The sequence below is a fragment of the Cohnella nanjingensis genome (assembly GCF_014212125.1).
Classification (GTDB): domain Bacteria; phylum Bacillota; class Bacilli; order Paenibacillales; family Paenibacillaceae; genus Cohnella; species Cohnella nanjingensis.
The window spans coordinates 47775-69776 of the sequence record NZ_JACJVP010000023.1; the positions used below are offsets into that span (position 1 = coordinate 47775).

The following is a 22002-nucleotide window of genomic DNA, read 5'->3' on the forward strand; positions in this document are numbered from 1 at the left end:
TTGGGGAGCAGGCACCACGAGCAGGCACCACGAGAAAGCACCACCAGCGAGCACCACGGCGAGCATCCCCGGCAAGCACCACCAGTGAGCACCACCATCAAGCACCACCACCAGCGAGCACCACCGGACAGGTCCCAGCCGATGAATTCCGGGCGACCTTTGCACAACCGAATACGAATATTCCCTACGATTATTAGGTGTGTAAGCCCTGAAAGCTATAATGGCCAAGACCCATTTTCATAAAAAAAGAGCCCCCTCCATATTTCGGGTTATTTTTCCATTTTACATGGAATCCCGAATAAGGGAAACTCTTGTCGATGGATCGATTCTATTCAATCGCTCCTGCCATACCCGCCGGTTTCGTTCTCCCTCCGCCGACGCGCGGAGCGGCGCCACCGTTCCCGCTCCGCGCGCCGCTCCTCGGGGTGTCCGGATGCCGAAAAGCCGTTCTAGCGCTTCAGCATGATGCGAACCGGCGCAGTCGAAGCTCCGCCCCGCTCAGGCCCCGCGGATCGTCCAGGACTGCCAGCGCAGCCTGCGCGTCACCCATTCGTCCTTGAAGTCATCCGCGTAGATCCAGGTCCCCGCCAGACGAAAATCGTCGAACCGGTAGAAATCCGACGTGTCCGGCAGTTGGGGACCGGGCTCGATCGCGGCCGAAGCTGCGCCGGACAGCACTTGCGCAGCCGCTCTCAGGAAGTCGCCCGGCCCGATGACAGGGCCTTCCGATCCGCCGCCGGACGATTCGCCGAGCGGAATCCGATGCGGAATGATCTCCGCGTCCGCCAGCGCCGCGGCCGCCTGCCGCAAGACCGCCGCATCGATCTTCAGACGGCCGTTCGTCCCGACCGGCTCGTGGATCGGTCCGATCGGATGCGCCGCGCGGTATGTCCCTACCCCGCCGTTCAAATAAAAGACGGCCGCTTGAAACAGGTCCGCCAGAGAGTAGCTGACGCCCCCGTCCTCTCCGTAGAAGAAGCTGCCGTCCAGCCCGTTCAACAGACCGATCAGCGCGTCCCGCCCCAGATGCCTGTCGCTCGCCCCGTCGTGCGCTTCCCAGATCTCGCGGCAGGTGACGAATTCGAATTCGCCGGAAGCCTTAAGCGCCCGGATCAGCGTCAGCAGATCGCCGTAGAACCGCTCGACGGCTTCGTCCGGCCGCCGCTCCGCGAGCTTCCACTCGCCCCACGGGACGCGATTGCCGCCTTTCATATTGACGGCGTCCCAGAACTTCTCATAGGGGATCATGTTCGGATGGCAGCACAGGATAAGCCGGTCCCAGGTCCGCCACTTCGGCATCCGGCGGTTCGCCTCCTCGATCCCGTCCCGCAGCAGCAGATCGTCCAGATATTCGTTGCACTCCAGGTTCAGCGCGTTGCAGTACCAGACCGCCTTGCCCCCGGTCTCCTTGAAGAGCGAGCCGGCGACCACGGGCATGCCGAGCTTCGCCGCCGCGTGCAGCGATTGGGCGGAGATGTTGTTGCCGGGCGGCACGTAAGCCGGCAGTTCGCCGACGCCGAACACGTGCCGCACGATCGCCGAGCCTTCGCTCTCCTCGTCCAGATAACGCTCGTAGGGCCGTTCCCACACCGCGTCGTCGCTGTACTCCGCGATCGTCGGGTGCCAGGAATGGCGATACGTATGATAGTTCACTTCGTGATGCCGGAGCGCGGCGACGATATCCTCCCGTCCCCGCTCCTTCAGCATGCGGGCGAGCTCGCCGACGATGTTGAAGCTGCCGCGGATGCCTTCGCTGCGCAGCAGCTCCGCCAAGCGCAGGATGGCGTCGTCGGAGACCGGCGACGTATAGTCTTCCGTATCGAACAAAAAAACGACCTGAACCAAGCGTATCTCCTCCCGGATCTTGATTTTCGCTAACTTATCCGTATTAGATTCTCTTCAATGGATGCGCCCTCACGCCCTGACGCCGCCTACCCAGGTCTGCGCAACGGTATCGTCATCGTTCAGCCACACGAAGTCGGCGTCCTTCCCGGCTTCGAGCGAGCCTTTGCGGCCGGCCAGCCCGGCTTGCCGGGCGGGGTGCAGCGTGAGCGCGGGCAGCACATCCTCCAGCGACGCCCCCGTCCACTGCATCACGTTGCGCATCGCCTTGTCCATCGTCAGCGTGCTGCCCGCCAAGCTGCCTTCCGTGCCGTCCGCCTGCACGAGCCGCAGGATACCGTCCCGCATCGCCGCGGTCATCCCCTCGAACCGGAAAGTCCCGTCCGGCAGGCCCGCCGGTCCCATGCTGTCGGTGATGAAGACGATCCGGTCGCGCGGCTTCGTCTCCCAGACGTAGCGGACGGCCTCCGGATGAATGTGAATGCCGTCGCAGATCATCTCCACGGTCAGTTCGCCGAGCAGAAGCGCGCCTCCGGTCAGCCCGGGCTCCCGGTGATGGAACGGACGCATGCCGTTGAACAAATGGGTAATATGCGAGGCGCCTTCCCGCACGGCCTCGCGGGTCTCGGCGAGAGAGGCGTCGGAGTGGCCGATCGACACCGTCACCCCCCGTGCCCGGAAAAACCGGGTCGCCTCAAGTCCCCCTTCAAGCTCCGGCGCCAGCGTGACCAGCCGGACGGTTCCTTCCGACAAATCCCAGAACGCGCGAATCTCGTCCAAGTCCGCCGCGCGAATGTTCTCGGGATTCTGCGCGCCGCAGCGGACCGGGTTTAAGTAGGGGCCCTCCAGATGAATGCCGGCGACCTCCGCTCCGGGGCCCCCCCGCTTCATCTCCCGAACGATCATGCGGATCGCTTCGGCGATCGGCTCGCGCCCCGCGGTGACGGTCGTAGCCAGCAGGGAGGTGGTGCCATGGGCGGCATGGTACAGGCGGATCTCCTCCAGGCTGCCGTCATGCCCGGTCATGAAGTCGTAGCCGCCGCCGCCATGGACGTGAACGTCGACGAATCCGGGCACGACCCTCGCCCCGCCCGCGTCGCGGACAGCCGTGCCGCTGTCGCGGCTTCGTTCCCATTCCTCCTGCGTACGGACCGAATGAATCCGGCCTTCCCGGACTTCCAGCACGCCCTTCTCGATCACGGCGGATGGGGTGTACAGGCGGGCGCCCGCCAAGTCGAAGGATGCGGTATTGCGCATGCGTAAAACCTCCCGATGTGTATTGTCTAGCGCGTAGCTCGATCATGGATCCAAGGCGGCGATTTCGACCCGCGTGTCCGAGAAGGTCGGACCCCTGGAGAGGTCGCCGAATTCGTCCGTCGTCAGCGCATTGGCCTTGGAGTCCTCCGATCCAGTTGCACAATCGTTCCATCGCTGCTTGTTCTCCTCTCCCTTGCCCGCCCTATGATCATCTCAAGCCTCGCGCGATGCCCGCAAGTGATCAAATCAACGAAAAACGCCAACAATCAACGGTCTTGGGCGGAACGGTATTCGCCGGTGCTGAGCCCCGTGTAGGCTTTGAATTTTTTGTAGAACCAGTCGAGCTCGCGATAGCCGACGTCCGTCGCGACCTCGAACGCTTTTTTGTCCGTCCGGCGCAGCAGCTCCTTCGCCTTCTCCATCCGGACGCGGAGCAGGTAGTCGTTGAAGGAGACGCCTTCGCTCGTCTTGAACAGCTGTCCGAGATAGGCCGGATTCATATAGATCTGCTCGGCGATCGCCTTCAGGCTGATCGCCGTCGACCCGAACTCGGCGGCGACGATATCCTTGACCGCCTGGACCGTCGTTACCGGCTTGGGCGGCCGCGAAGCCGTCCGCAGCGCGATCGCTTCCACGCACATCCGCTCCGCGTACGCGAACGATTGGGCGATCGTTTTGGCTTCGAGCAGCGATTTGTAATCGTTCGGGTCGGTCTTGAACAGGCGGTCCGGCCGGTGCCCTTCCTTCATGAGCAAGTGGAACAGCAGCACGAGCAGCTCCAGCATGAACGCGCGGACTTGGGCCGGCGTCCGCCCCCCCGCCGCGAAGCGCTCCATCTGGCGTTTCAGACACAGGTGGACCTGGAGCTCGTCGCCGGCCGTCACCGCATCCAGCAGCGGCTGAAGTTCCCGGACGTCGGCCTCCCCGCCGTCGGCCGCCTCCTCGTCGAACGAGCCGCTGCGGATCACCGCGTTCTGGCCGGCGAAGAACTTGCGGTCCAGCATCCGCTCCGCGACGGCGTACGACCGCGCCACCTGGCTGGCGGGCCAGACCACGTCTCCGATCCCGATCGTGACGGAGACGCCGGCGTACCGGGACACTTGCGACCGCAGCGCGTCGGCCGCGGCCAGCGCGTCCTCGCCGTTCAAGCCGTCCCTGCCGCCGCAGAGCAGCACGCCGTACCGCTCCTCCGACTGCTCGAACACGTAGCCGCCGGAGCCGACGACGTCCTCCATGATGTTCAGGACCGCGAACCGCCGGATTTGGATCTCGGCGTCGGTCAGCGAGACGTCGGACTCGTCCATGAAGTCCATCTCGGCCAGCAGGCAGCAGACGGCGTGGCGATTCGGATCGAGCCCCAGCTCGAGCAGCCGGAAGCGCTCCTCCGCGTCCTTCGCGCGCATCGCGCCGCTCGCCCATTTCCGCAACGCCTGATTCCGCATCGCCTGCATGCCGTGGTACAGCTGCCGGTGCAGCGTGCGTTCGCGGGCCAGATCCTCGCGGACGTCCCGCAGCACGCGGTCCATGTCCTCCTCCGTGACGGGCTTGAGCAGATAGTCCTTGATCCCGTACCGGAGACCGGCCTTCACGTATTCGAACTCCCCGAACCCGCTCATGACGAGGATCGGGATGCCGGAGAACGAACGGACCTCGCGGATCAGGTCCAGCCCTCCGATGCCGGGCATGCGGATATCCGTCACGAGCAGCGCATAATCGCCGTCCTTCAGCAGATCGAGCGCTTCCCGGCCGTTCGCCGCCTCTCCGGCGATCGTGAAGCCGTACGACTCCCAATCCAGCAAGTATTTGAGCGCCTTCAGCGCGCCGGGCTCGTCGTCCGCGATCAGTACCTTATCCATCCTGCTTCCCTCCTTGGCCATCCCCGTGCCGATCGCCCGGCAGCCGCATCGAGACCCGGGTCCCCGCGCCCGCTTCGCTGTCGAGGACGAGCCCGTAGTCCGGCCCGAACGTATGCCGCAGCCGCTGATGAATGTTCCGGAGCCCGATGTGCTTCTCGCCCGTAGGCGCCGCCTCGTCCAGTCCCCGCCGGATCTCGGCGAGCGCCGCCGCCGGAATGCCCGGCCCGTCGTCCGCCACGGTGACCCGCAGCGCGCCTCCCGCTTCCTCCTCCGCCCGGATGACGATCGCGGTCGGGTTCTCGTTCTGCTCCAGCGCATGGACGACGGCGTTCTCGACGAGCGTCTGGAGCGCAAGCCGGGGCACCGCGTAGCCGCGGTACGCCTCCGGCACGGCGATCTCGTACGACAGCCGCTCGCCGAAGCGGAACCGCTGAATCCGCAAGTAGGTGTCTACCGTCTCCAGCTCTTCCTGCAGCCGGATCACCTGGCCGCTCTTGCCCAGCACCTGCCGGAAGGACAGCGCGAGCAGCTTGATCGTCTCCGCGTTCTCTTTGTCCCCCTTCTCCAGCAGGCTGCCGCGGATCGCGGTCAGCGTGTTGAAGAGGTAGTGCGGATTGATCTGCGTCTGCAGCGCGTACAGCTCCGATTCCTTGGTTCGCAGCTCCAGCTCGCGCCGGTTGATCTCGGACTGGTACACGTCCTTGATGAGGCGGTCGATCCGGTCGATGAGCCCGTTGAAGATGCGGCCGAGCGCGCTGATCTCGTCGTTGCCCTTCATCCCTTGCATCGGCTTCAACTGCTCGGTGTTCACGCTTCGCATCGCGCTCGCCAGCTTGGTCAGCCGCTTCGTCAACCCGAGCGACAGGGCGTAGATGAGCGCGATCGACAGCGCGACCGCCCCGCACAAGAGCAGTACGGCGATCCGCCGAATCTCGTTCGCATTCGCGATCAGCTCGTCTTCCGGAATGAGGGAGATGACTTTCATCCCCCGCACGCTGCTGCGCCCTACCAGCGTCTGATAGATGAGCAGATCGGAATCCTCCCCGTCACGCACCCGAAAGCTGCCTGCGTCCGCTTGCCCGATCCGGTCGGCGAAGTCGTAATCCCGGAGATTAGCTCCGTACGTCTCGGAGCGGTGGCTGTCGAGCACGACGCTGCCGTCCGGCAGCGTCACGATGAACCGGTGTCGCTTGTTCTCGTTGGCGATGAGGTTGTCGAACAGCCGGACGTCGAGATCCATCGTGACGTACAGCTCCGCGTCTTCGTTCAAGTTGTTCAGCCGCTGCGTCAGCCGGAAGTTGCCCTGATGCCGGAAGGCATCCTGCCGCGGCGGCCACCAGATCTTAACCCGCTCCGGATTCGCCCGGAAGGCCGCGTACCAATCCGAACGCTTGACGTCCTCGTCGATCGGCACGAATCCCGCGAATTCGAAGAGCGGATTCTCGGTATAGAAGACGAGCCGGGTCATCTGGCTGATGCCCCTGACGGACTGCAGCACCGGATCGACCGTCTCGAAGTACATCTGCTCCGCTTCCGGAAAGGAGCCGTATTGCGCGAGCAACCGCTCCTGCAGGTTGTTGTTCGTGTAGAGGTAGTCCATGATCTGTTCGTAGGACTGCATGAGATGGTCGACGTTCAGCGCGAGCTGCGATACGGAATATCGCGAGTTCTCCCGGATCTTCTGATCGATAAAGTCTCGGCTGTAGACGGTCATTGCGAGCGTCAGCGTGCCCAGCAGGAGCAGGACGACCAGCGCGTTCGCGAGGAACCATTTGATCCGAATGCTCACGGCAGTCCTCTCCCGGGGATGGAACCGGAGCGGCCCCACGCCCCGCGGGGCATGAGGCGCTCGGTTATTGGCCCATCGTTTTGTTGTACTGATCGATATACGCTTTCCAGATGCGGTCGTAGGCCGCTTCTACCTTCGCCGAGCCCGCTTTGCGGATCTCCTCGGCGTAGCGGTTCCAGTTGGCCTCGAACTCTTCGTCCGTCTTGGAATAGACAATCTTCGGCGACTCCTTCTTGTATACCTGCTGCACCCGCTTGAATTCGGCGCGTCCTTCGGTCGGCTCCGCCAATTGCCAGATCCAGGCCGGTACCCGCTCCACGGGCGCCATGAAGTCGGAGAACACCTTCTTATTGTACTTGGACAGCAGCTCCTTGGTCGCGTCGTCGTAGGTGGAGACCCAGTAATCCTTGGTATTCGGCGTCGCGTAATCGCCGTCCGACAGCTTGGCGCCGTCCCCGTAGGTGAACCAGTAGAAGGGGCCGGTCGGTCCGCTCTTGAACTCGTATTCGGGGTCCTCCGTCTTCTTGGCCTTCCATGCCGCGTTCACGACGCGTTTGCCGTTCACGACGTCGTAATGCTTGCCTTCGATCCCCCAGTTGATGAGCTTCTGGCCTTCGTCGGTCAGCAGGAAGTCCACGTATTGGATAATCCTGGCGGGGTCTTTGGCGTTCTTGGAGATCTGCCAGTTGTTGTTGGAGTTGATCGGCGTGATCGTGTTCGAATGATCCGGCGTGTTCTCGTCGAACAGCAGCTCGATATTGGCGAATTGCCGCTCCGGCTTGCCTTGCCCCCGCAGCGACTGCTCCGGATACTTGAGGAACCAGGCCGGCAGGCTGCCCGCCAGCGTGCGGCCCTGGGCCGTCTTCGCCTCGGCTTCGTCATAGTTGATGGTGAAGAATTCCTTGTCCAGCATGCCGTTCAGGTACAGCTTGTTCAGGAATTTGTCGTAGCGCTTCTGGTAGTCGGACAGGATGTTCAGCGTGACGTTGTTGCTGGCGTCGATCAGGAACCAGGAGTGGTCCGGCTTCCCGGCCGCCTGGAACGCCGGATTGTTCAGGATCCAGTCGGGATGGTCCGCCCCGCCGACGCCGGACCACGGGATCGTCGGCTTGCCGTCGATCGTCGGGTGCTTCTCGTAATACGCCTTCAAGATGTCGAACAGCTGATCGAGCGTCTTGATCTCCGGATAGCCGGCTTCCCGCAGCACGTCGTACTGCACGGCCCACGGCGCTTCCCAGTCGGCCGGCGTCTCCTCGGCGAGATACGGCGCCGGGAGCGTGTAGATGTGACCGTCCTCCGCCTTGAGCAGATTGTAATATTTGCCGAACGCCTTCTTGATGTTCGGGCCGTACTGGTCGATCAGATCCTCGAGCGGAATGACGGCGCCGGCGTCGATATATTTGCCGACCTCCTTCGGATGCATGACGACCATGTCCGGGTAGTCGCCCCCGGCCAGCCACAGGTCGAGCTTCTGGGTCAAGTCTCCGACGACGAACTGGAGGTCCAACGTGACGCCGGTCAGCTCGGCGAGCTTCTGCGCCACGTCGTTGTCCGGCGAGAACTTCGGATCGATGCTGTTGATCGAGATCTTGATCGGACTCTTGTCCGGCGCTTTGGACGCTTCGCCGGATGCGCCCGGACTGGCGCCCGGACTGCCGTTCTCGCCGGAGGCGGTCGGCTCGTTCTTGTTCCCCGAGCAGCCCGAGATCGCCAGGGCGGCGGCGGTAACGACAGATAGCATTGCGAGTAGCGGTTTCCTCATGGTTGCGGTCTTCCCCTCTATTCGGAATCGTTCATTGGGCCGATGGCCCCGCTGTGGCCTTGCCCCTTACTCTTTTAAGGCGCCGACCGTAATCCCTTTGATGAAGTAGCGCTGCATGAAGGGATAGACGAAGAGGATCGGCGCGGTCACGAGGATCGTCATGCTGGCCCGGATCGACTGCGGCGTCAGCGTATTGGCCACCGCCCGGTCGACCTTGCCCGATCGCGCCGCGTCCGTCGATACCTGCTGGACCGATTTGAGCAGAATCTTCATGAGTTCATACTGCAGCGTCGATAGATTCTGCTTGCTGTTGAAGAGATAGTTGTCGAACCAGGAATTCCAATGGCCGACGGAGACGAACAAGGTGATGGTCGCGAGGACCGGCATGCTGAGCGGCACCAGGATGCGGAACAGCACCGCGAAGTCGCTCGCGCCGTCGATGCGCGCCGATTCGCCCAGGCCGTCGGGCAGCTGCTCGAAGTAGCTGCGGATGATGATGACGTTGAACGCGCCGATCAGCCCGGGAATGATATACACCCAGAAGCTGTTGGTCATGTGGAGATTTTTGATCAGCAGGTAGTACGGGATGAGTCCCCCGTTGACGTACATGCTCATGATCAGAATCAGATTAAGCGCTTTGCGGAGCACGAACCCTCTGCGGCTGATCGTGTAGGCGAGCATCGTCGTGCAGAGCACGGACAGGAACGTGCCGATCAAGGTCCGCGCCAGCGAGACGAGCGTCGCGGCGACCAAGTTGTCCGTCTGGAAGATCGCCCGGTAGTTGCCTATCGTGAAGTCTCTGGGCCACAAGTAGATGCCGCCCCGCACGGAGTCGATCGAGTCGTTCAGCGAGATCGCCAGCAGGTTGAGAAACGGATACAGCGTCAGACATCCCAGCAGGAACAGGAAGCCGTAGTTGAACAGGAGAAAAGCGTAGTCGGCGGCGCCGTAGCCGCGTTTCATCGTCGTCACTTCCTTTGGCCTAGAATGCCTTGAAGTCCCCGAAGCGTCTAGCTGCCATGTTGACCGAGACCACGAGCAGAATGCTGATCGCCGACTTGAACACGCTGATCGCGACCCCGTACGAGTAGTCGCCGATGCTGAAGGAGTAATCGAGCGCATACAAGTCCAGCACTTGCGAGTAGTCGATGTTGAGCCCGTTCCCGAGCAGGAACTGGGATTCGTAGCCGGTGTTGATCAGGTTGCCGGTCGCCAGGATGAGCAGCAGCATCGCCGTCGGCATCAAGCCGGGGATGGAGATATGCCACATCTTCTGGAACCTTCCCGCCCCGTCCACGTCTGCGGCCTCGTACAGGTCGTGGTTGAGTCCGGCAATGACGGCCAGGTAGATGATGGTGCTCCAGCCCAGCTCCTTCCAGAACCCGGCCATCGTATGAATGGCCCAGAACCAGGAGCCCTTGGACATGAATAGGATCGGCTCGTCGATGAAGCCCAGCTTCATCAGCACGTCGTTCACGATCCCGCCGTCGGGCGACAGGCTGCCCAGCACGATGTTCGCCATGACGACCCAGGAGACGAAGTGCGGGATGTAGGTGATCGTCTGCACCGTCCGCTTGAAGAAGCGCGCGCGCACTTCGTTCAGCAGCAGCGCCAGCGCGATCGCGCCGACGAAGTCGGCGACGAGGCTGAGTCCGCTCATGACCATCGTGTTGCGCAGCACCAGGTAGAACCGGTCGTCGCGGAACAGGTCCGCGAAGTGGCTGAACCCGCTGAACGGGCTGCCGGCGATCCCTTTGCTGAGCGAGTAGTCTTGGAACGCCATGATCCAGCCCCACAACGGCACATAGGTGAACAGGATGAGCAGAGCCATGAAAGGGATGGACATGAGCAGCAGTTGGTATTGCGATAACCATTTTCGATACACGGCGAAGATGGGCCCCCCTTCTTGACTCCATTATGCAGGCGGCCGAGGCGGACCGGAACCGGGGGAAATATAGGACCGTACCCGCGCGATTATGGGCGGGCGGCGGGTACGAGCGGGGCATGCGCGGCAGGAAATCAGGAGGCGGAGATGGGCGATGAGGCAGGCGGGGCTTGGCGGGAGACGGGAATGTCGATCTGCACGCCGGTGCCGATCCCGGGGCGGCTCGCGATGGCGACGCCGTAGGCCTCTCCGAACTGCAGCTTGATCCGCTCGTCCACGTTGCGGATGCCGTAGCCGGGCTTCACCTCGCCGTCCCCGAGGATCTGCGCGGTCGTCTCCGGACGGATGCCGGCGCCGTCGTCGATCACCTTGAAGACGATCCGCTCCCCCTCCTTGCGGACGACGATGCGGATATGGACGCGGCCCCGGTACCAGGCGTGTTCGAACACGTTCTCCACGAACGGCTGCAGGATCAGCTTGATCGTCTGGTAGCCCATTGCCGCCGGATCGAGGTCGTAATGCACCGAGAACCGGTCCCCGTACCGGATGTGCTGGATGCCGATATAGGCTTTGATCTGCTCGATCTCCTGATCGATCCCGATCAGCGTCTTGCCCTCGTTCAAGGTCAGCCTATAGAATTTGGCCAGCCCGAGCGCCATATCGTGGATCTCTTCGTTCATGTTCATCTTGGCCATCTTGGTGATCGAGGAGAGCGCGTTGTACAGCAGATGGGGATTGATCTGGGACTGGAGCACCCGCAGCTCCGCCTCCTTCTTCTCGAGGCCGGCTACGTAGACCTTGCGGATGAGATCGTCGATGTTCTCCGCCATCTCGTTCAAGGCGAAGGCGATATAGCCGAATTCGTCCTGGCCGGAGTACCGGAACCGGCGGGACAGCTCCCCGTCCTTCAGCACGCCGAGGAAGGAGACGATCTTGCGGATGCGCTTGGAGAAATAGCCGGAGACGACGAAGTTGATGAGGAGCAGGAGGAGCAGACAGGCGAAGCAGGAGAGGATCGTGACGTTGCGCACGTTCACGCTCTCCTTGCGCAGCTCGGCATACGGGATCTTGACGACCAGCGTCCACGCCGTATCGGGAATGGCGTGATCGATCGTATAGTAGCCGTCGTCGGGCTTCGTCCAGCTCATGAGGAGCTGGCGGTTCGGATCGCTGCCATAGAGGATCTTGCCCGAAGCGTCCTGGACGAACAAATAGCCCGGCACCCCGAATTTCTCGAGGAACAGGGATTGGAAGACATCCTTCATCTCCGCGCGGATGCGGAGCAGCCCGATGGGCTTCTGGTTGTTGAGGTCCGCCGTCTGCCGGAGCAGGGAGATGCTGCCCTCGGCCCGGTCGTCGCCGACTTGCCGCCAGATCGGATCGAACTTCTCCAACGAGCGTGAAGCTTCGGCATACCAATCCGATTCGTTCAGCCGGCTGAAATGATAGACCTCGTAGACTTTGCCCATCGTCAGCGCCTTGATCTTCGTATGGTCGTAATAGAGCTCGGGAAACGTCTCGTTGCGCAAGTAGAGGGAGAGCGCCACGTTCTCCTGCGCGATCTTGAGCGCCGACTCCAGCTTGGGGAAGATCGTCTTCGTGGCTTCCTCTTGCATCTCCCAGCCGGCTTCGCTCAGCCGCAGCGCCTCCTGGATGGATTCGTCGAAGAAGATCTGGTCGGACATCCGTCCGAACGCGTCCAGCCGGTAGCCGATATTGTCGACCATCTGATTGACCGTCCCGGCGATGTACTGGTCGGTCCGCTCGCGAACGGCGTCGAGGGAGAACCGATACGCCAGCGTGCCGAGAACGACGACCGGGAGCAGCACCACCAGCGAGTAAGTGAGAAACAGCTTGTATTGGAACGTGATCTGGCTTCCGTTCGCGCGCCTCCGCTGCATCGGCTCCGTCTCCTTCAGCATTGTTTGCGGTAGTCGCCCGGGCTGAGCCCGTAGGCCATCTTGAACTGCACGCTGAAATTGGCGATCTTCTTGAAGCCCACCTGATGGGCGACCTCGAACACTTTGAGCTTGGGATCCCGCAGCAGCTCCCTGGCTTTCTCGATCCGCAGCCGGGTCAAGAAGTCGTTGAACTTCTCGCCCGTCTCCTCCCGGAACATCTGGCCGAAGTAGTTGGGCGAGAACGCGAACCGGTCCGCGACGTCGCGCAGCGTCAGCCGGTCGGAGAGCCGCTCGCGGACGAACGCCTCCACCTCTTCGATCAGCCGGCCCTTCTTCAGCTTCCGCTTGTGCAGCAGCTCGGACGCCTCGAACATCCGCCGGCGGAACCAAATCTTCATCTCCGCGATCGTCTCCAGCCTGGCCAGCACGTCGAAGGCCTGCCAGTCCGTCCCCGGCAGATCGAGCAGCTCCACGTTGAGGGTATTCAGATAGGCGTCCAGCTTGGAGAGCACGAACATGGCGAAGTGGTTCGCCCGAATCCGGCCGTTCAGCTCCGCGGCGTATCGGAACAGCGCCTCGACGCCGTCGTCGATGCGGGGCAGATCGTAGCCGGAGGCGGCGACGAAGAGCCCTTCGAACAGCCCGTCGAGATCCGAAGCGTTCGACTGGTGGTTGTTGCTCTTGGCCATCCGGATGTCGATCGTGCGGTTCTTGCCGTAGAACAGCTTGCAGGTCAGCGCTTCGGCCGCCTGCAGGTAGGAACCGCGCACGTCCCCGTCCTCTACGGGCGCGCCGATGCCGACCGTAATCGTGAACGGCTCGCGCGCCTCGACGGTCTTCACCAGCTCCGTCAAGGCTTCGGCGTAATCCGGCCTGTCGAGCACGACCGCGACCCGATGGTTGTCCAACGGGCAGGCGAGGGGCATGCCCGCTTCGCCGCAGGCCCGAACGATCTGCCAGGCCGCTTCGCCGATCCGGCCGTGGAAGGGGTGCGCCGGGTCGGCGTTGATCTGCCACAGGTCGTCCATCTCCGCGATGGCGACCGCCGGATGTCTCGCGCCGAGCGTCAGACCGTATTCCCGCAGGCCGGCGGCGAATGCCTGCCGGTCGAGCATGCCCTCCAGCCACTGCCGGATCGTCTCGCCGACCAGCATCGGCTGGCGCTGGCGCTCCTTGTCCAATTCGCCCTGGATCCGCTCCAGCGCCGAGACCAGTTCACGGTTGTCATAGGGCTTCGTTACGTAGCCGCTGGCATTCAGGGCAATCGCCTGTTTGGCGAAATGAAAATCCTCGTAAGCGCTGACGAACAGGATCGAGACGGCCGGATAAAGCTTCACGATCCGTTCGGCCAGCTCCAAGCCGGTCATGATCGGCATCTTGATATCCGTCACGAGAATGTCGACCGGATGAACGGCCGCAAGGTCCAGCGCTTCATAGGCATCGGAAGCGACGGCGCACACTTGCATGCGCAAGCGCTCCCAAGGAATCAGGCGCACGAGACCTTCCAGATCGATGCGATCGTCGTCGACGAGCAGTACTTGGTACACGGTACCGGTCACCTCCCCAGCGGAGCGGATAGCCGTCATATGATAGAGAAAAAAAGGGTATATAGGCGAGTATATACCCTTTGTCGATTCACATCATGAATTGCCGTTGATTTTTTGCAAATTTTCTTTCCATTTGTCGTTTTTGAATTGCACGTACTTGTCGAATCCGAACTTAGCCGCGTCTGCAGCCGCTTTGTCCATGATCTGGGACACTTCCTCGTCGCTTTTCGCGTAGATGGCTTTGGCGAACGTCTGCTTGAAGAATTCGATCATATGCGTCCCCGCGATGCCCTCCGGCGAGCTCGGATCGGGATCGCTGTTCACGAACGGGTCGACATTCATGGACGTCTTCCACAGCACGTCGAGTTGGCTGCGCACGAGCCAGCTCTGCTGTTCGGCGGGCTTCAGCTCTTCCTGCTTCGTCTTGATACGGTCGATCATCTCGGAATTGCCCAACAGGTCGGTCCATTGGCCCGGATGGATCTTCTCGAGCTCCTCGGGAGAGACCGTCTTCGAGTATTCGTTCGGGACGGGGACGCCTTCGGGCGTCAGTTCGTCCCAGAGCAGCCCCTTGGGACCGAAGAACGTCACCGTCTGCCCTTCCGAGGAGACCAGCCAATCGTAGAAGGCGAAGATCTTCTCCGGATCTTTGGCTTTCTTCGTGATGACGACCGCATTCCAGCCCAGCGAGTTCCAGTTGCCCGGCCAGATCTTGTTCGGATCGAGCCCCGCCTTGTGGAGCGGCCAGAACACTTTGTAGTTGAACGAGGGGTCCTTCGCCTTCAACAGGCGAAGCGCCTGTTCGCCGTCGTTGCCGACGCTGCCGGTCGCGAAGACGGCGACCCGGCCGGTATTGACCTTCTCCAGGTACTGGTCGTTCGTCTGCGTGAAGGCGTCCTGCGTGATCAGCTTCTCGCGGAACAGCCGGGACGCATACTGCCAGGCCTCTTTGAGCGCAGGGTCCTCGAGCACCGACTTCAGCCGGTCTCCGTCCGGATAGACGAACATCGATTCGTTGGCGTAGAAGGACGGATGGTCCTCCGCCATGCCTGCATAGATAAGCGTGTCGATCCCGTCGCCCTGGAAGCCGATCTCCAGCGGCACGACGTCCGGATACTTCTCTTTGACGAGCTTCAGATAGGACTCGAGGTCGTCGAACGTCTCCAGCTTCGGCGAGCCGAGCGCTTCATAGATCTTCATGTTCACGACCCAGCCGGCGTTGTTCGTCGGCTTGGTGGCGAACCAGTTCGGCAGCATGTAGATCTTGCCGTCCTTGGCACGGAGCATGTTGAGCGTCTTCTCCCCGATCGCGGCCTTCGCGTTCGGGTACTTGTCGAGGTACGGATCGAGCGCCACCAGCTGGTCGTTCTCGACGAACCGCGGCACGTCCCGCCGGTCGAGGATGATGACGTCCGGCAGGGTGCCGGACACTTCCATCGTGTTCAGCTTCGTCGCGGCCGCGCCACCCGAAGAGATCGGCTTGAGCGTGACCTTCTTGTTGTCTTGAATCCACTTGGAGATCGGGTCGTCGCCCCAAGCCTGCATCGTCCACCAATCGTAGTTCGGATAAATGCTGAACGTCAGCGGCTCCGCGGCGGCAGACGCCGTCGGATCCGCGCTGCCGGACGCCGAGGCCGATGCGGTCGGCGAAGACGTATCGTTCGATTTGGAACCGCTGCATCCCGCGACGATCGACAGGACGACGAGGCCGATCAGCAGGACCATCCCTTTGCGCAATCTCATATCTTGGACCCCCTTAGACTTTCGGATACGTGAACGAATATAGCAGTCTTGCACCCTTTCCGGTCTGCGGCGAGAAGCCGTATGCGCGTCCCGATTCACCCCTTGAGCGAGCCGACCAATACGCCCTTGACGAAGTGCCGCTGCACGAACGGATAGACGGCGATGATCGGGATCGTCGCCACCATCATCGTCGCCATCGTCAGCGACTTGGTGGTGACCGTGCGGGCCTGGAAGATCTTGTCGAGGAAGTTGGAGCCCCCCTGCGACCGCAGCTGCTCCGTGACCGTGTTGGCGTTCATGATCTCCTGCAGCAGCGACTGGATCGGAACGAGCTTCGGATTGTTGATGAACAGCGTCGCGGAGAACCAGTCGTTCCATAGATTGACGGCGACGAACAGGGAGAGCGACGCGATCACCGGCCCCGACAGCGGCAGGACGATCCGCACGAACGTGCTGAAGTAGCCGCAGCCGTCGATGCGGGCCGACTCCTCGAGCCCCGCCGGCATCTCCTTGAAGAACGTGCGGAAGATGATCATGTTCCAGATGCTGATCATGCCGGGCACGATGAGCACCCAGAACGTATTCATCATCCCGAGATCGTGAATCAGCAGGAAGTACGGGATGAGGCCGCCGCTGAAGTACAGCGTGACGATGCAGAAGATCATGTAATACTTGCGGCCGATCAGCTCGGCCTTCGACATGCCGTACGAGAAGATCGCCGTCGCCATGATCGAGAGCGCCGTGCCCGCCGCCGTCCTCGCGACCGAGACGAGGAACGCCTGCGCGATCCGGCCGTCCCGGAGCACGACCTCGTAATTCTGGAGCGTGAAGGACCGGGGCCAGAACGTGACGCCGCCCAGCGACGTGTCCGAGCCGAGATTGAAGGAGATGACGAGCGAATTCCAGAACGGATACAACGTGACGAACGACAGCAGGGCGAGCAGCACGTAGATGACGGTTTGAAAGACGCGTTCGCTTGGACTTAATCGCATGACGGGATCCCTCTTCTATTCCAAAAAATCGGACTTACCATAGGCTGTGTCCAAAGCGGCGGGCCGTCCGATTCGCGATGACCAGCAGAATGACGTTCACGATGGCCTGGAACAAGCCGGCCGCCGTGGCGTAGGAGTAGCGCTGGGAGTCCTTGAGTCCCATGCGGTACACGTAGGTGTCGATGACGTTCGCGACGTCGCTGAGCACCGGGTTTTTCCCGAGCAGCAGCAAGTCCTCGAACCCCGCGTATAGAATGTTGCCGATGGCCAGAATCAGGAAAATGACGATGACGGGAGAGATGCACGGAATGGTGATCGAGAACATCTGGCGCAACCGGCTCGCGCCGTCCATCGCCGCCGATTCGTACAGGCACGGATCGACGCCGGCGATGGCGGCCAGATAGACGATGGCGGCGAAGCCGATCTCCTTCCAGACGCCGACGGAAGTGACGATGGCCCAGAAGTACTCGGGGATCGACAGCCAGTTGACCGGTTCTCCGATCAGATGAAGCTTCTGGAACAGCAGGTTCAGGCTGCCGTTGTCCACGGAGAGCAGCGAGGTCACGAAGGTGGCGACGATGACCCAGGACATGAAGTGCGGCAAGTAGGTGACCGTCTGTACGAAGCGCTTGAAGGGCATGCTGCGGATCTCGTTCAGGAGAAGCGCCAGCACGATCGGCGCGGGGAAGGCGGTGACGAACTTCAGCAGGCTGATGACGATCGTATTGCGCATGATCTGCCAGAACTCCGGCGCGTTGAAGAACTGTTCGAAGTTGTCGAAGCCGACCCAGGGGCTGTGGAATACGCCCTTGAACAAGTTGTACTGCTGGAACGAGATAATGATGCCCCACATCGGAATGTAGCTGAAAAGGAATACGAAGAGGAGCGCGGGAATGACCATAAGCTGCAAATCCCATTGTTTAAGCCAACGTGCCTTCATCTGTACCTCCATATGCATGCCTGGCGAACGGGTGGCGGCACGAAGCGCGCCGCGCCGGATGGAAAAAAGAAGGGGGGCGTCGGGTCCCCCCAGCGTCGCCGGAACGGGTGGATCAAGCGACTAGTCGGTTAAGATCGAGGCTTGAACGGCTTAGTTGTTCGTGGCGACGGTGACGTTGGCGCCCACCGTCTTGGCCGTGCCTACGTCGGTCACGAGGTTGCCCGTGGACAGCACTTGCAGCGGTCTTGCCGCGGAGCTGCCCGCATAGTAGAGCCCGATGTCTTTGGCGACGGCTTTGCCGCGGATCAGGTTGCCCGTTATGTTGGCGACGCCGGTGCCGTCATAATTGACCTGCGTCAAACCGATGAAACGGAAAGTGCTGCCGGTGTTGCCCGTTGCGCCTAGACGGAAGATGCGGTTGTTCGCGATCGTCGATCCTGTATCGGCTTGGACCGTGCCTTGAATGCCGTAATACGTGCCGGAAGTCGTCGATTCGCCGAAGCCTTCGATGTAGTTGTCGGAGATCGAAGTGCCGTAGAGGCGTTCGGCGTAGATCGCGTTCTTCGGCACGCCGTAGATATGGTTCCGTTCGACGTACCAGCCGGCCGCGTTCTCCATGTGGATGCCGTCGATGCCGGAGTCGGCGATCCAGTTGTCGGTCACTTGCCAGTCGGTCACGGAGTTCCCGGTATCCTCGACGTAGACGCCGTATTGACCGGATTCTTCGATCATGTTCCCGATGATTTGTCCGTTGACTTGCGTATTCGTGATCGCCACGCCGTCTTTGTTAACATTGGTGACGCGGATGCCGTTGCCGCCCATCTTCGTGATATGGACGTCCTTGACGGTGCTCTCCCAAGATCTCAGGATGATGCCGGACGTGGAGCCCGAGGCGAGTCCTTGGATCGTGAGCGAGGAGATGGACACGGGCTCGTCGGTATTGGTGGAGCCGGTCGTCAGGAAGCCTTCCGATACGAGGATGCCGGCGGGCGTCGAACCGCTCGCTTGCACCAGCACCGTGCCGGTACGGCTCTCGCCGCGATAGGAGCGCTTGGGCTTCAGCTTGATCGGCGCGTTAATCAAGCAGGTCCCCTTGAAGACGATCTCGTCGCCGACGTTGCTGCCGGAGATGGCCGAGTTGATCGTGGCTGCGTCCGAAGCCGTGTTCGTACAGCCTACGGGTACTTGGTTCGCGTGCGCCCGCGTCGGGCCGAAGGTCGCGAAAGAAGCGATCAGCGCAGCGGTTAGCGTTAGTGCGAGCAGGCGGTTTTTCAGAGAGAAGCGGTTCATGTTCCATGTCAGGTTCATCATCAACACTCCTTTCGAGATTGGCCTTGCTGCATGCAGAGAGAAGAATGCGCTTGCAACCCCGTTCCGGCGACTCTGGCGGTTCCCGACGCCGCCCTGTTGCCCGGGTACTGCCGGCTCTCGAGGAGGGAAGCCGGCTTGAACCGGTTACCCTCATTATAAGAGGCGGTCCGAAGCCGGCATAAGTCCCGAATCCAACGAAAGCTACCCGTAATCAATGGAGTCTACTCTTCTTCGTTCACAACCTCGCGCTTTGTCGCCCGCTCCCGAATGGCGTCGTTCAACCGTTCCCGGAAGGCAAGCAGCCACGCGTCGCCACGCGGGTAGTCCGCGAACGTGATCGGCCGCGTCAAGCCCTGCTCCAGCAAGGCGACCGCCGCCTCCTTGCCCGCGAACGACTCGTACAGCTGCAAGGCGCGCAGGTCCTGGAGCGCTTCGCGAAGAACCTCGAAGCGGATCGAACTGACGGGCTGCCCGTCGTCGCCCGGATAGACCAGATGCGAGTCTCCGGACGGGAACCCCATGCCGGCGTCCGTGACCCGATAAGGATCGATGGCCATCGTCGCATAGCGGGTGTACCAGAAGTTGTAGCCCCAGTGCGCGAAGCCCTCCAGGCCGAACTTGTACAGCTGCAGCCCGATGACCCGGCCGCGGCTCGACGGCATGCTGAACATCCGGTTCGCCACCTGGTCCTGCTGGGCATTGCAGTAATAAGTCCAGAGGCCGGGCACGCCGTTCTCGAGGAACGGACCGATATGATCGCTCGCGGGGATCGGACGCTCTACCAGACCGCTCTCGTAGAACTTGTAATCCGAGAGCGCGTCCATGATCGGATACCCCTTCAGATGCTTGGCGATGATCGCCTTGGCCTGGCTATAAGCCTCGAAGTCCTGCGGCTCCGGTTCGTCGGAGACGTGGAAGATCGAGCGCTCGGCCAGCCCGTGATCCTGGATGAACCGGTTCAGCTCCGGCAGGAGCTGGTCGAGGAAGCCGCGGTAGGCCGGACCGGTCGCGTCCGTCTCCCAACCGAAGATGCGGCGCTCCTCGCCGTCCTCGGTCGCGACGATCTTCGGCGCGTGCTTGGCCCCCCACTGCGTGAACAGATGGGAAAATTCGAAGTGGCTGACGCCGCAGCGGTTGCACAGGTCGACCCAGCGCTTCAGCTTGTCGAAGCCGAAAGCATAGCGGTCGCCGGTCTTCTCGATGTCTACCAGCTGCACCGTAGGACGCTCTCCGCCGATCTTCGTGTCCAGCGGCGGGGTGACGATCGGCGTCAGAAACGTGTTGATGCCGTACCGGACGGCCTTGCGGACGTAATTCTCCAGCAGTTCCCAGTGACGCTCGCTGAACACGGGCACGCGATAGTAGGTCCCCAGACAATCGAAATGCAGCCATTCGTAATGCAAGAGACGCTGCTGCGGGAGGAGCGCGGGGATGACGTCCAGCGCGAATTCGGCTTGGCCGAGCGCCTCCCCTTCTTCGGAGACGAATCGAATCCGAATGGGATGTTCGCCCTTCGGCAGCGGCGCATCGCACGGGTCGATCGTCACCCAGACGGCGCGCCACTGGTTCGGCGGCGCATGGATGCCTTCGGCCGGGTCGATCGGCAGGAGCGGATCGGGGTACAGTCCGGGGGTCTCGCGCAGGAAGTCGTCGTCATGGTTGTCCCGCGCGGGGAAGTCCGAAGGCGCGAGCCCGACGAAGCGGACTTCGATCCGGTCGGCTAGCTGCGAGTCGACCTCGACGCGGATTCCTCTATGCAGCCAGGGGGCGCGATAGGCGACCTGAAAGGCATATACTTCGTTCTTCAGCGTCGTCCCGCGCTCATAGGCCGGAGCCGCCAACTCTTCGTCGGCGAATACCTTCCACAAGGAATTCACGCAGCGGATCTCAAACGGGGTGGATGTCAAAGGGATCACTTGTCCTTTCTCTCGCGTGGGAGTGACCGGATCTCGCCGCGAGGAGAGCGTCACCGGCGCTTACGCGTCCATTATGGCGGCAGACGGCCGCCGGGGAAACCCGCCGGCCTATAGGAGTCTACCCGCCCGAATGCAGGACGGCGACGCGGGCCGCGCCCGGCACTCCCTTCAACATACAAGTCCTCCCGCTCCGTCCGCAAGCGACGAAAACAACGAAAAAGCCCCTTGAATCAAGGGACTTTGGCGTGCTTCTGCTTGCGGTTAAGCCAACTGCAGGACGGTCTTGCGGTACTGCAAGGGCGTGATACCGCGGACAAACCGGAAATGCTTGATAAAGTAGCTGCTGTCGTTAAAGCCCGTCTCCAGCGCGATCTGGGTGATGCTGCGCGTCGGATCGAGGAGCAGGCGCTCCGCCTTCCGCACGCGCACGAACCGGAGATAGGCGGAGAAGGGCGTGCGCATCGTCCGCTTGAAGCAGGCGGCGAAGTGGCTGTAGCTCATCAAGCTGACGCGCGCCATGTCCGCCGCAGTCAGTTGCTCGTGGCTGTGCGCGTCGATATAGGCCAGCGTATCGCGGAGCCGGAACCGGAACCGGTCCGTCCCCGGCGCGTTCCCCTCCAACCCGAGCCCCGGCAACGCGCGGATCAGTCCGCCGAGCAGTCGGTAGATGCCCGCGGTGATGGCCAGCTCGAACGCCGGCGCCCTCCGCCCGTACTCCGTCAGCAGCTCCTCCGCCTGTCGGTATATGCCGGCGACTCCATCGGCTTCGAGAGCGCCCGTATGCAGATGAAGAAACGCGTCGGACGAATGCGGCAGGACGTACTTCACGTTCACGAGCAGGGCGGGCATAGGCGCCAGCAGATCGGGATCGAAGCCGATCACGTAGTGCCTGGACCTCTCCCCCGGCGCGACGGTCACCGCATGCACGCCGCAAGGCGGGATGAGCAGCAGATCGCCAGCGGACGCGCGGACCGTCCGGTTGCCGGCGAGCACGTCCGCCGATCCTTCGGCAAAGATCAGGAGCTCCGTATGATAGTGCCAATGCGGAGGAACCGCGTAGCCTTCCGCCTCGGCTTCGACTGCAGCCGTATAGAAAGGAAACTCGAACCCGCCCTCCCGGTTTTTGTGAGCCTCGAAATACGGTTGTTCGGCCAGCGTCTTGACGGCTGGCATCGTGGCGTTCATGCGTGCACCTCCGTATCGGCATCATAGAATCGTTATATTTTTTCGCACCTCCATTATATCTCTCTGCCTCGGATTC

15 protein-coding genes are annotated in these 22002 nt (G+C 62.0%); all 15 read right to left on the bottom strand.

What is annotated here, in order from left to right:
* Nucleotides 1-498: 498 nt before the first annotated feature.
* The 15 genes from H7C19_RS13120 to H7C19_RS13190 all read right to left on the bottom strand — a co-directional run bounded on the left by H7C19_RS13120 (nucleotide 499) and on the right by H7C19_RS13190 (nucleotide 21926).
* On the bottom strand, nucleotides 499-1845 hold the full coding sequence (locus tag H7C19_RS13120) for a polysaccharide deacetylase family protein (RefSeq protein WP_185143107.1): 1347 nt from the start codon (nucleotides 1843-1845) through the stop codon (nucleotides 499-501).
* 69 nt (nucleotides 1846-1914) lie between these two features.
* Nucleotides 1915-3099, bottom strand: coding sequence for an N-acetylglucosamine-6-phosphate deacetylase (nagA, locus tag H7C19_RS13125; RefSeq protein WP_185143108.1), 1185 nt, complete (start codon nucleotides 3097-3099; stop codon nucleotides 1915-1917).
* Nucleotides 3100-3365: 266 nt separating this feature from the next.
* Entirely contained in the window at nucleotides 3366-4955 is a 1590-nt protein-coding gene (locus tag H7C19_RS13130) for a response regulator (RefSeq protein ID WP_185143109.1), read from the bottom strand.
* Nucleotides 4948-6744 (bottom strand): cache domain-containing sensor histidine kinase, encoded by a 1797-nt coding sequence (locus H7C19_RS35480; protein WP_185143110.1) that lies wholly within the window; start codon nucleotides 6742-6744, stop codon nucleotides 4948-4950. Before H7C19_RS35480 ends, H7C19_RS13130 begins: the two co-directional genes overlap by 8 nt.
* Before the next feature lie 64 nt (nucleotides 6745-6808).
* On the bottom strand, nucleotides 6809-8485 hold the full coding sequence (locus H7C19_RS13140; protein WP_221469230.1) for a type 2 periplasmic-binding domain-containing protein: 1677 nt from the start codon (nucleotides 8483-8485) through the stop codon (nucleotides 6809-6811).
* Between the two features lie 87 nt (nucleotides 8486-8572).
* Nucleotides 8573-9469 carry a carbohydrate ABC transporter permease gene (locus tag H7C19_RS13145; RefSeq protein ID WP_185143112.1) on the bottom strand — a complete coding sequence of 299 codons (897 nt, stop codon included), beginning with the start codon at nucleotides 9467-9469 and terminating at the stop codon, nucleotides 8573-8575.
* Between the two features lie 19 nt (nucleotides 9470-9488).
* Nucleotides 9489-10391, bottom strand: a complete 903-nt coding sequence (locus tag H7C19_RS13150) for an ABC transporter permease (protein WP_313731613.1) — start codon at nucleotides 10389-10391, stop codon at nucleotides 9489-9491.
* A 134-nt stretch (nucleotides 10392-10525) separates the two neighbouring features.
* Complete coding sequence (locus tag H7C19_RS13155; RefSeq protein WP_185143113.1) at nucleotides 10526-12292, bottom strand: cache domain-containing sensor histidine kinase; 1767 nt, start codon at nucleotides 12290-12292, stop codon at nucleotides 10526-10528.
* Between the two features lie 14 nt (nucleotides 12293-12306).
* Nucleotides 12307-13839 (bottom strand): response regulator, encoded by a 1533-nt coding sequence (locus tag H7C19_RS13160; RefSeq protein WP_185143114.1) that lies wholly within the window; start codon nucleotides 13837-13839, stop codon nucleotides 12307-12309.
* A 93-nt stretch (nucleotides 13840-13932) separates the two neighbouring features.
* Complete coding sequence (locus H7C19_RS13165; protein WP_185143115.1) at nucleotides 13933-15582, bottom strand: extracellular solute-binding protein; 1650 nt, start codon at nucleotides 15580-15582, stop codon at nucleotides 13933-13935.
* A gap of 95 nt (nucleotides 15583-15677) precedes the next feature.
* The gene (locus H7C19_RS13170) at nucleotides 15678-16574 is read right to left on the bottom strand and encodes a carbohydrate ABC transporter permease (RefSeq protein WP_185143116.1); all 897 of its coding nucleotides are present in this window, start codon (nucleotides 16572-16574) and stop codon (nucleotides 15678-15680) included.
* 34 nt (nucleotides 16575-16608) lie between these two features.
* Complete coding sequence (locus tag H7C19_RS13175; RefSeq protein ID WP_185143117.1) at nucleotides 16609-17514, bottom strand: ABC transporter permease; 906 nt, start codon at nucleotides 17512-17514, stop codon at nucleotides 16609-16611.
* A gap of 150 nt (nucleotides 17515-17664) precedes the next feature.
* Nucleotides 17665-18822: a right-handed parallel beta-helix repeat-containing protein gene (locus H7C19_RS13180; protein WP_221469231.1), complete on the bottom strand. Its 1158-nt coding sequence runs from the start codon at nucleotides 18820-18822 to the stop codon at nucleotides 17665-17667.
* Nucleotides 18823-19046: 224 nt separating this feature from the next.
* Complete coding sequence (locus H7C19_RS13185) at nucleotides 19047-20702, bottom strand: DUF4091 domain-containing protein (protein WP_313731615.1); 1656 nt, start codon at nucleotides 20700-20702, stop codon at nucleotides 19047-19049.
* A 300-nt stretch (nucleotides 20703-21002) separates the two neighbouring features.
* Nucleotides 21003-21926: a helix-turn-helix transcriptional regulator gene (locus H7C19_RS13190; RefSeq protein WP_185143118.1), complete on the bottom strand. Its 924-nt coding sequence runs from the start codon at nucleotides 21924-21926 to the stop codon at nucleotides 21003-21005.
* Between the last annotated feature and the right edge of the window lie 76 nt (nucleotides 21927-22002).

Coding starts and splice junctions, on each gene's coding strand:
- nagA (WP_185143108.1), bottom strand. CDS start 3,099: ATGCGCAATACCGCATCCTTCGACTTGGCGGGCGCCCGCCTGTACACC.
- H7C19_RS13130 (WP_185143109.1), bottom strand. CDS start 4,955: ATGGATAAGGTACTGATCGCGGACGACGAGCCCGGCGCGCTGAAGGCG.
- H7C19_RS13140 (WP_221469230.1), bottom strand. CDS start 8,485: ATGCTATCTGTCGTTACCGCCGCCGCCCTGGCGATCTCGGGCTGCTCG.
- H7C19_RS13145 (WP_185143112.1), bottom strand. CDS start 9,469: ATGAAACGCGGCTACGGCGCCGCCGACTACGCTTTTCTCCTGTTCAAC.
- H7C19_RS13155 (WP_185143113.1), bottom strand. CDS start 12,292: ATGCAGCGGAGGCGCGCGAACGGAAGCCAGATCACGTTCCAATACAAG.
- H7C19_RS13165 (WP_185143115.1), bottom strand. CDS start 15,582: ATGAGATTGCGCAAAGGGATGGTCCTGCTGATCGGCCTCGTCGTCCTG.
- H7C19_RS13170 (WP_185143116.1), bottom strand. CDS start 16,574: ATGCGATTAAGTCCAAGCGAACGCGTCTTTCAAACCGTCATCTACGTG.
- H7C19_RS13175 (WP_185143117.1), bottom strand. CDS start 17,514: ATGAAGGCACGTTGGCTTAAACAATGGGATTTGCAGCTTATGGTCATT.
- H7C19_RS13180 (WP_221469231.1), bottom strand. CDS start 18,822: ATGAACCTGACATGGAACATGAACCGCTTCTCTCTGAAAAACCGCCTG.
- H7C19_RS13190 (WP_185143118.1), bottom strand. CDS start 21,926: ATGAACGCCACGATGCCAGCCGTCAAGACGCTGGCCGAACAACCGTAT.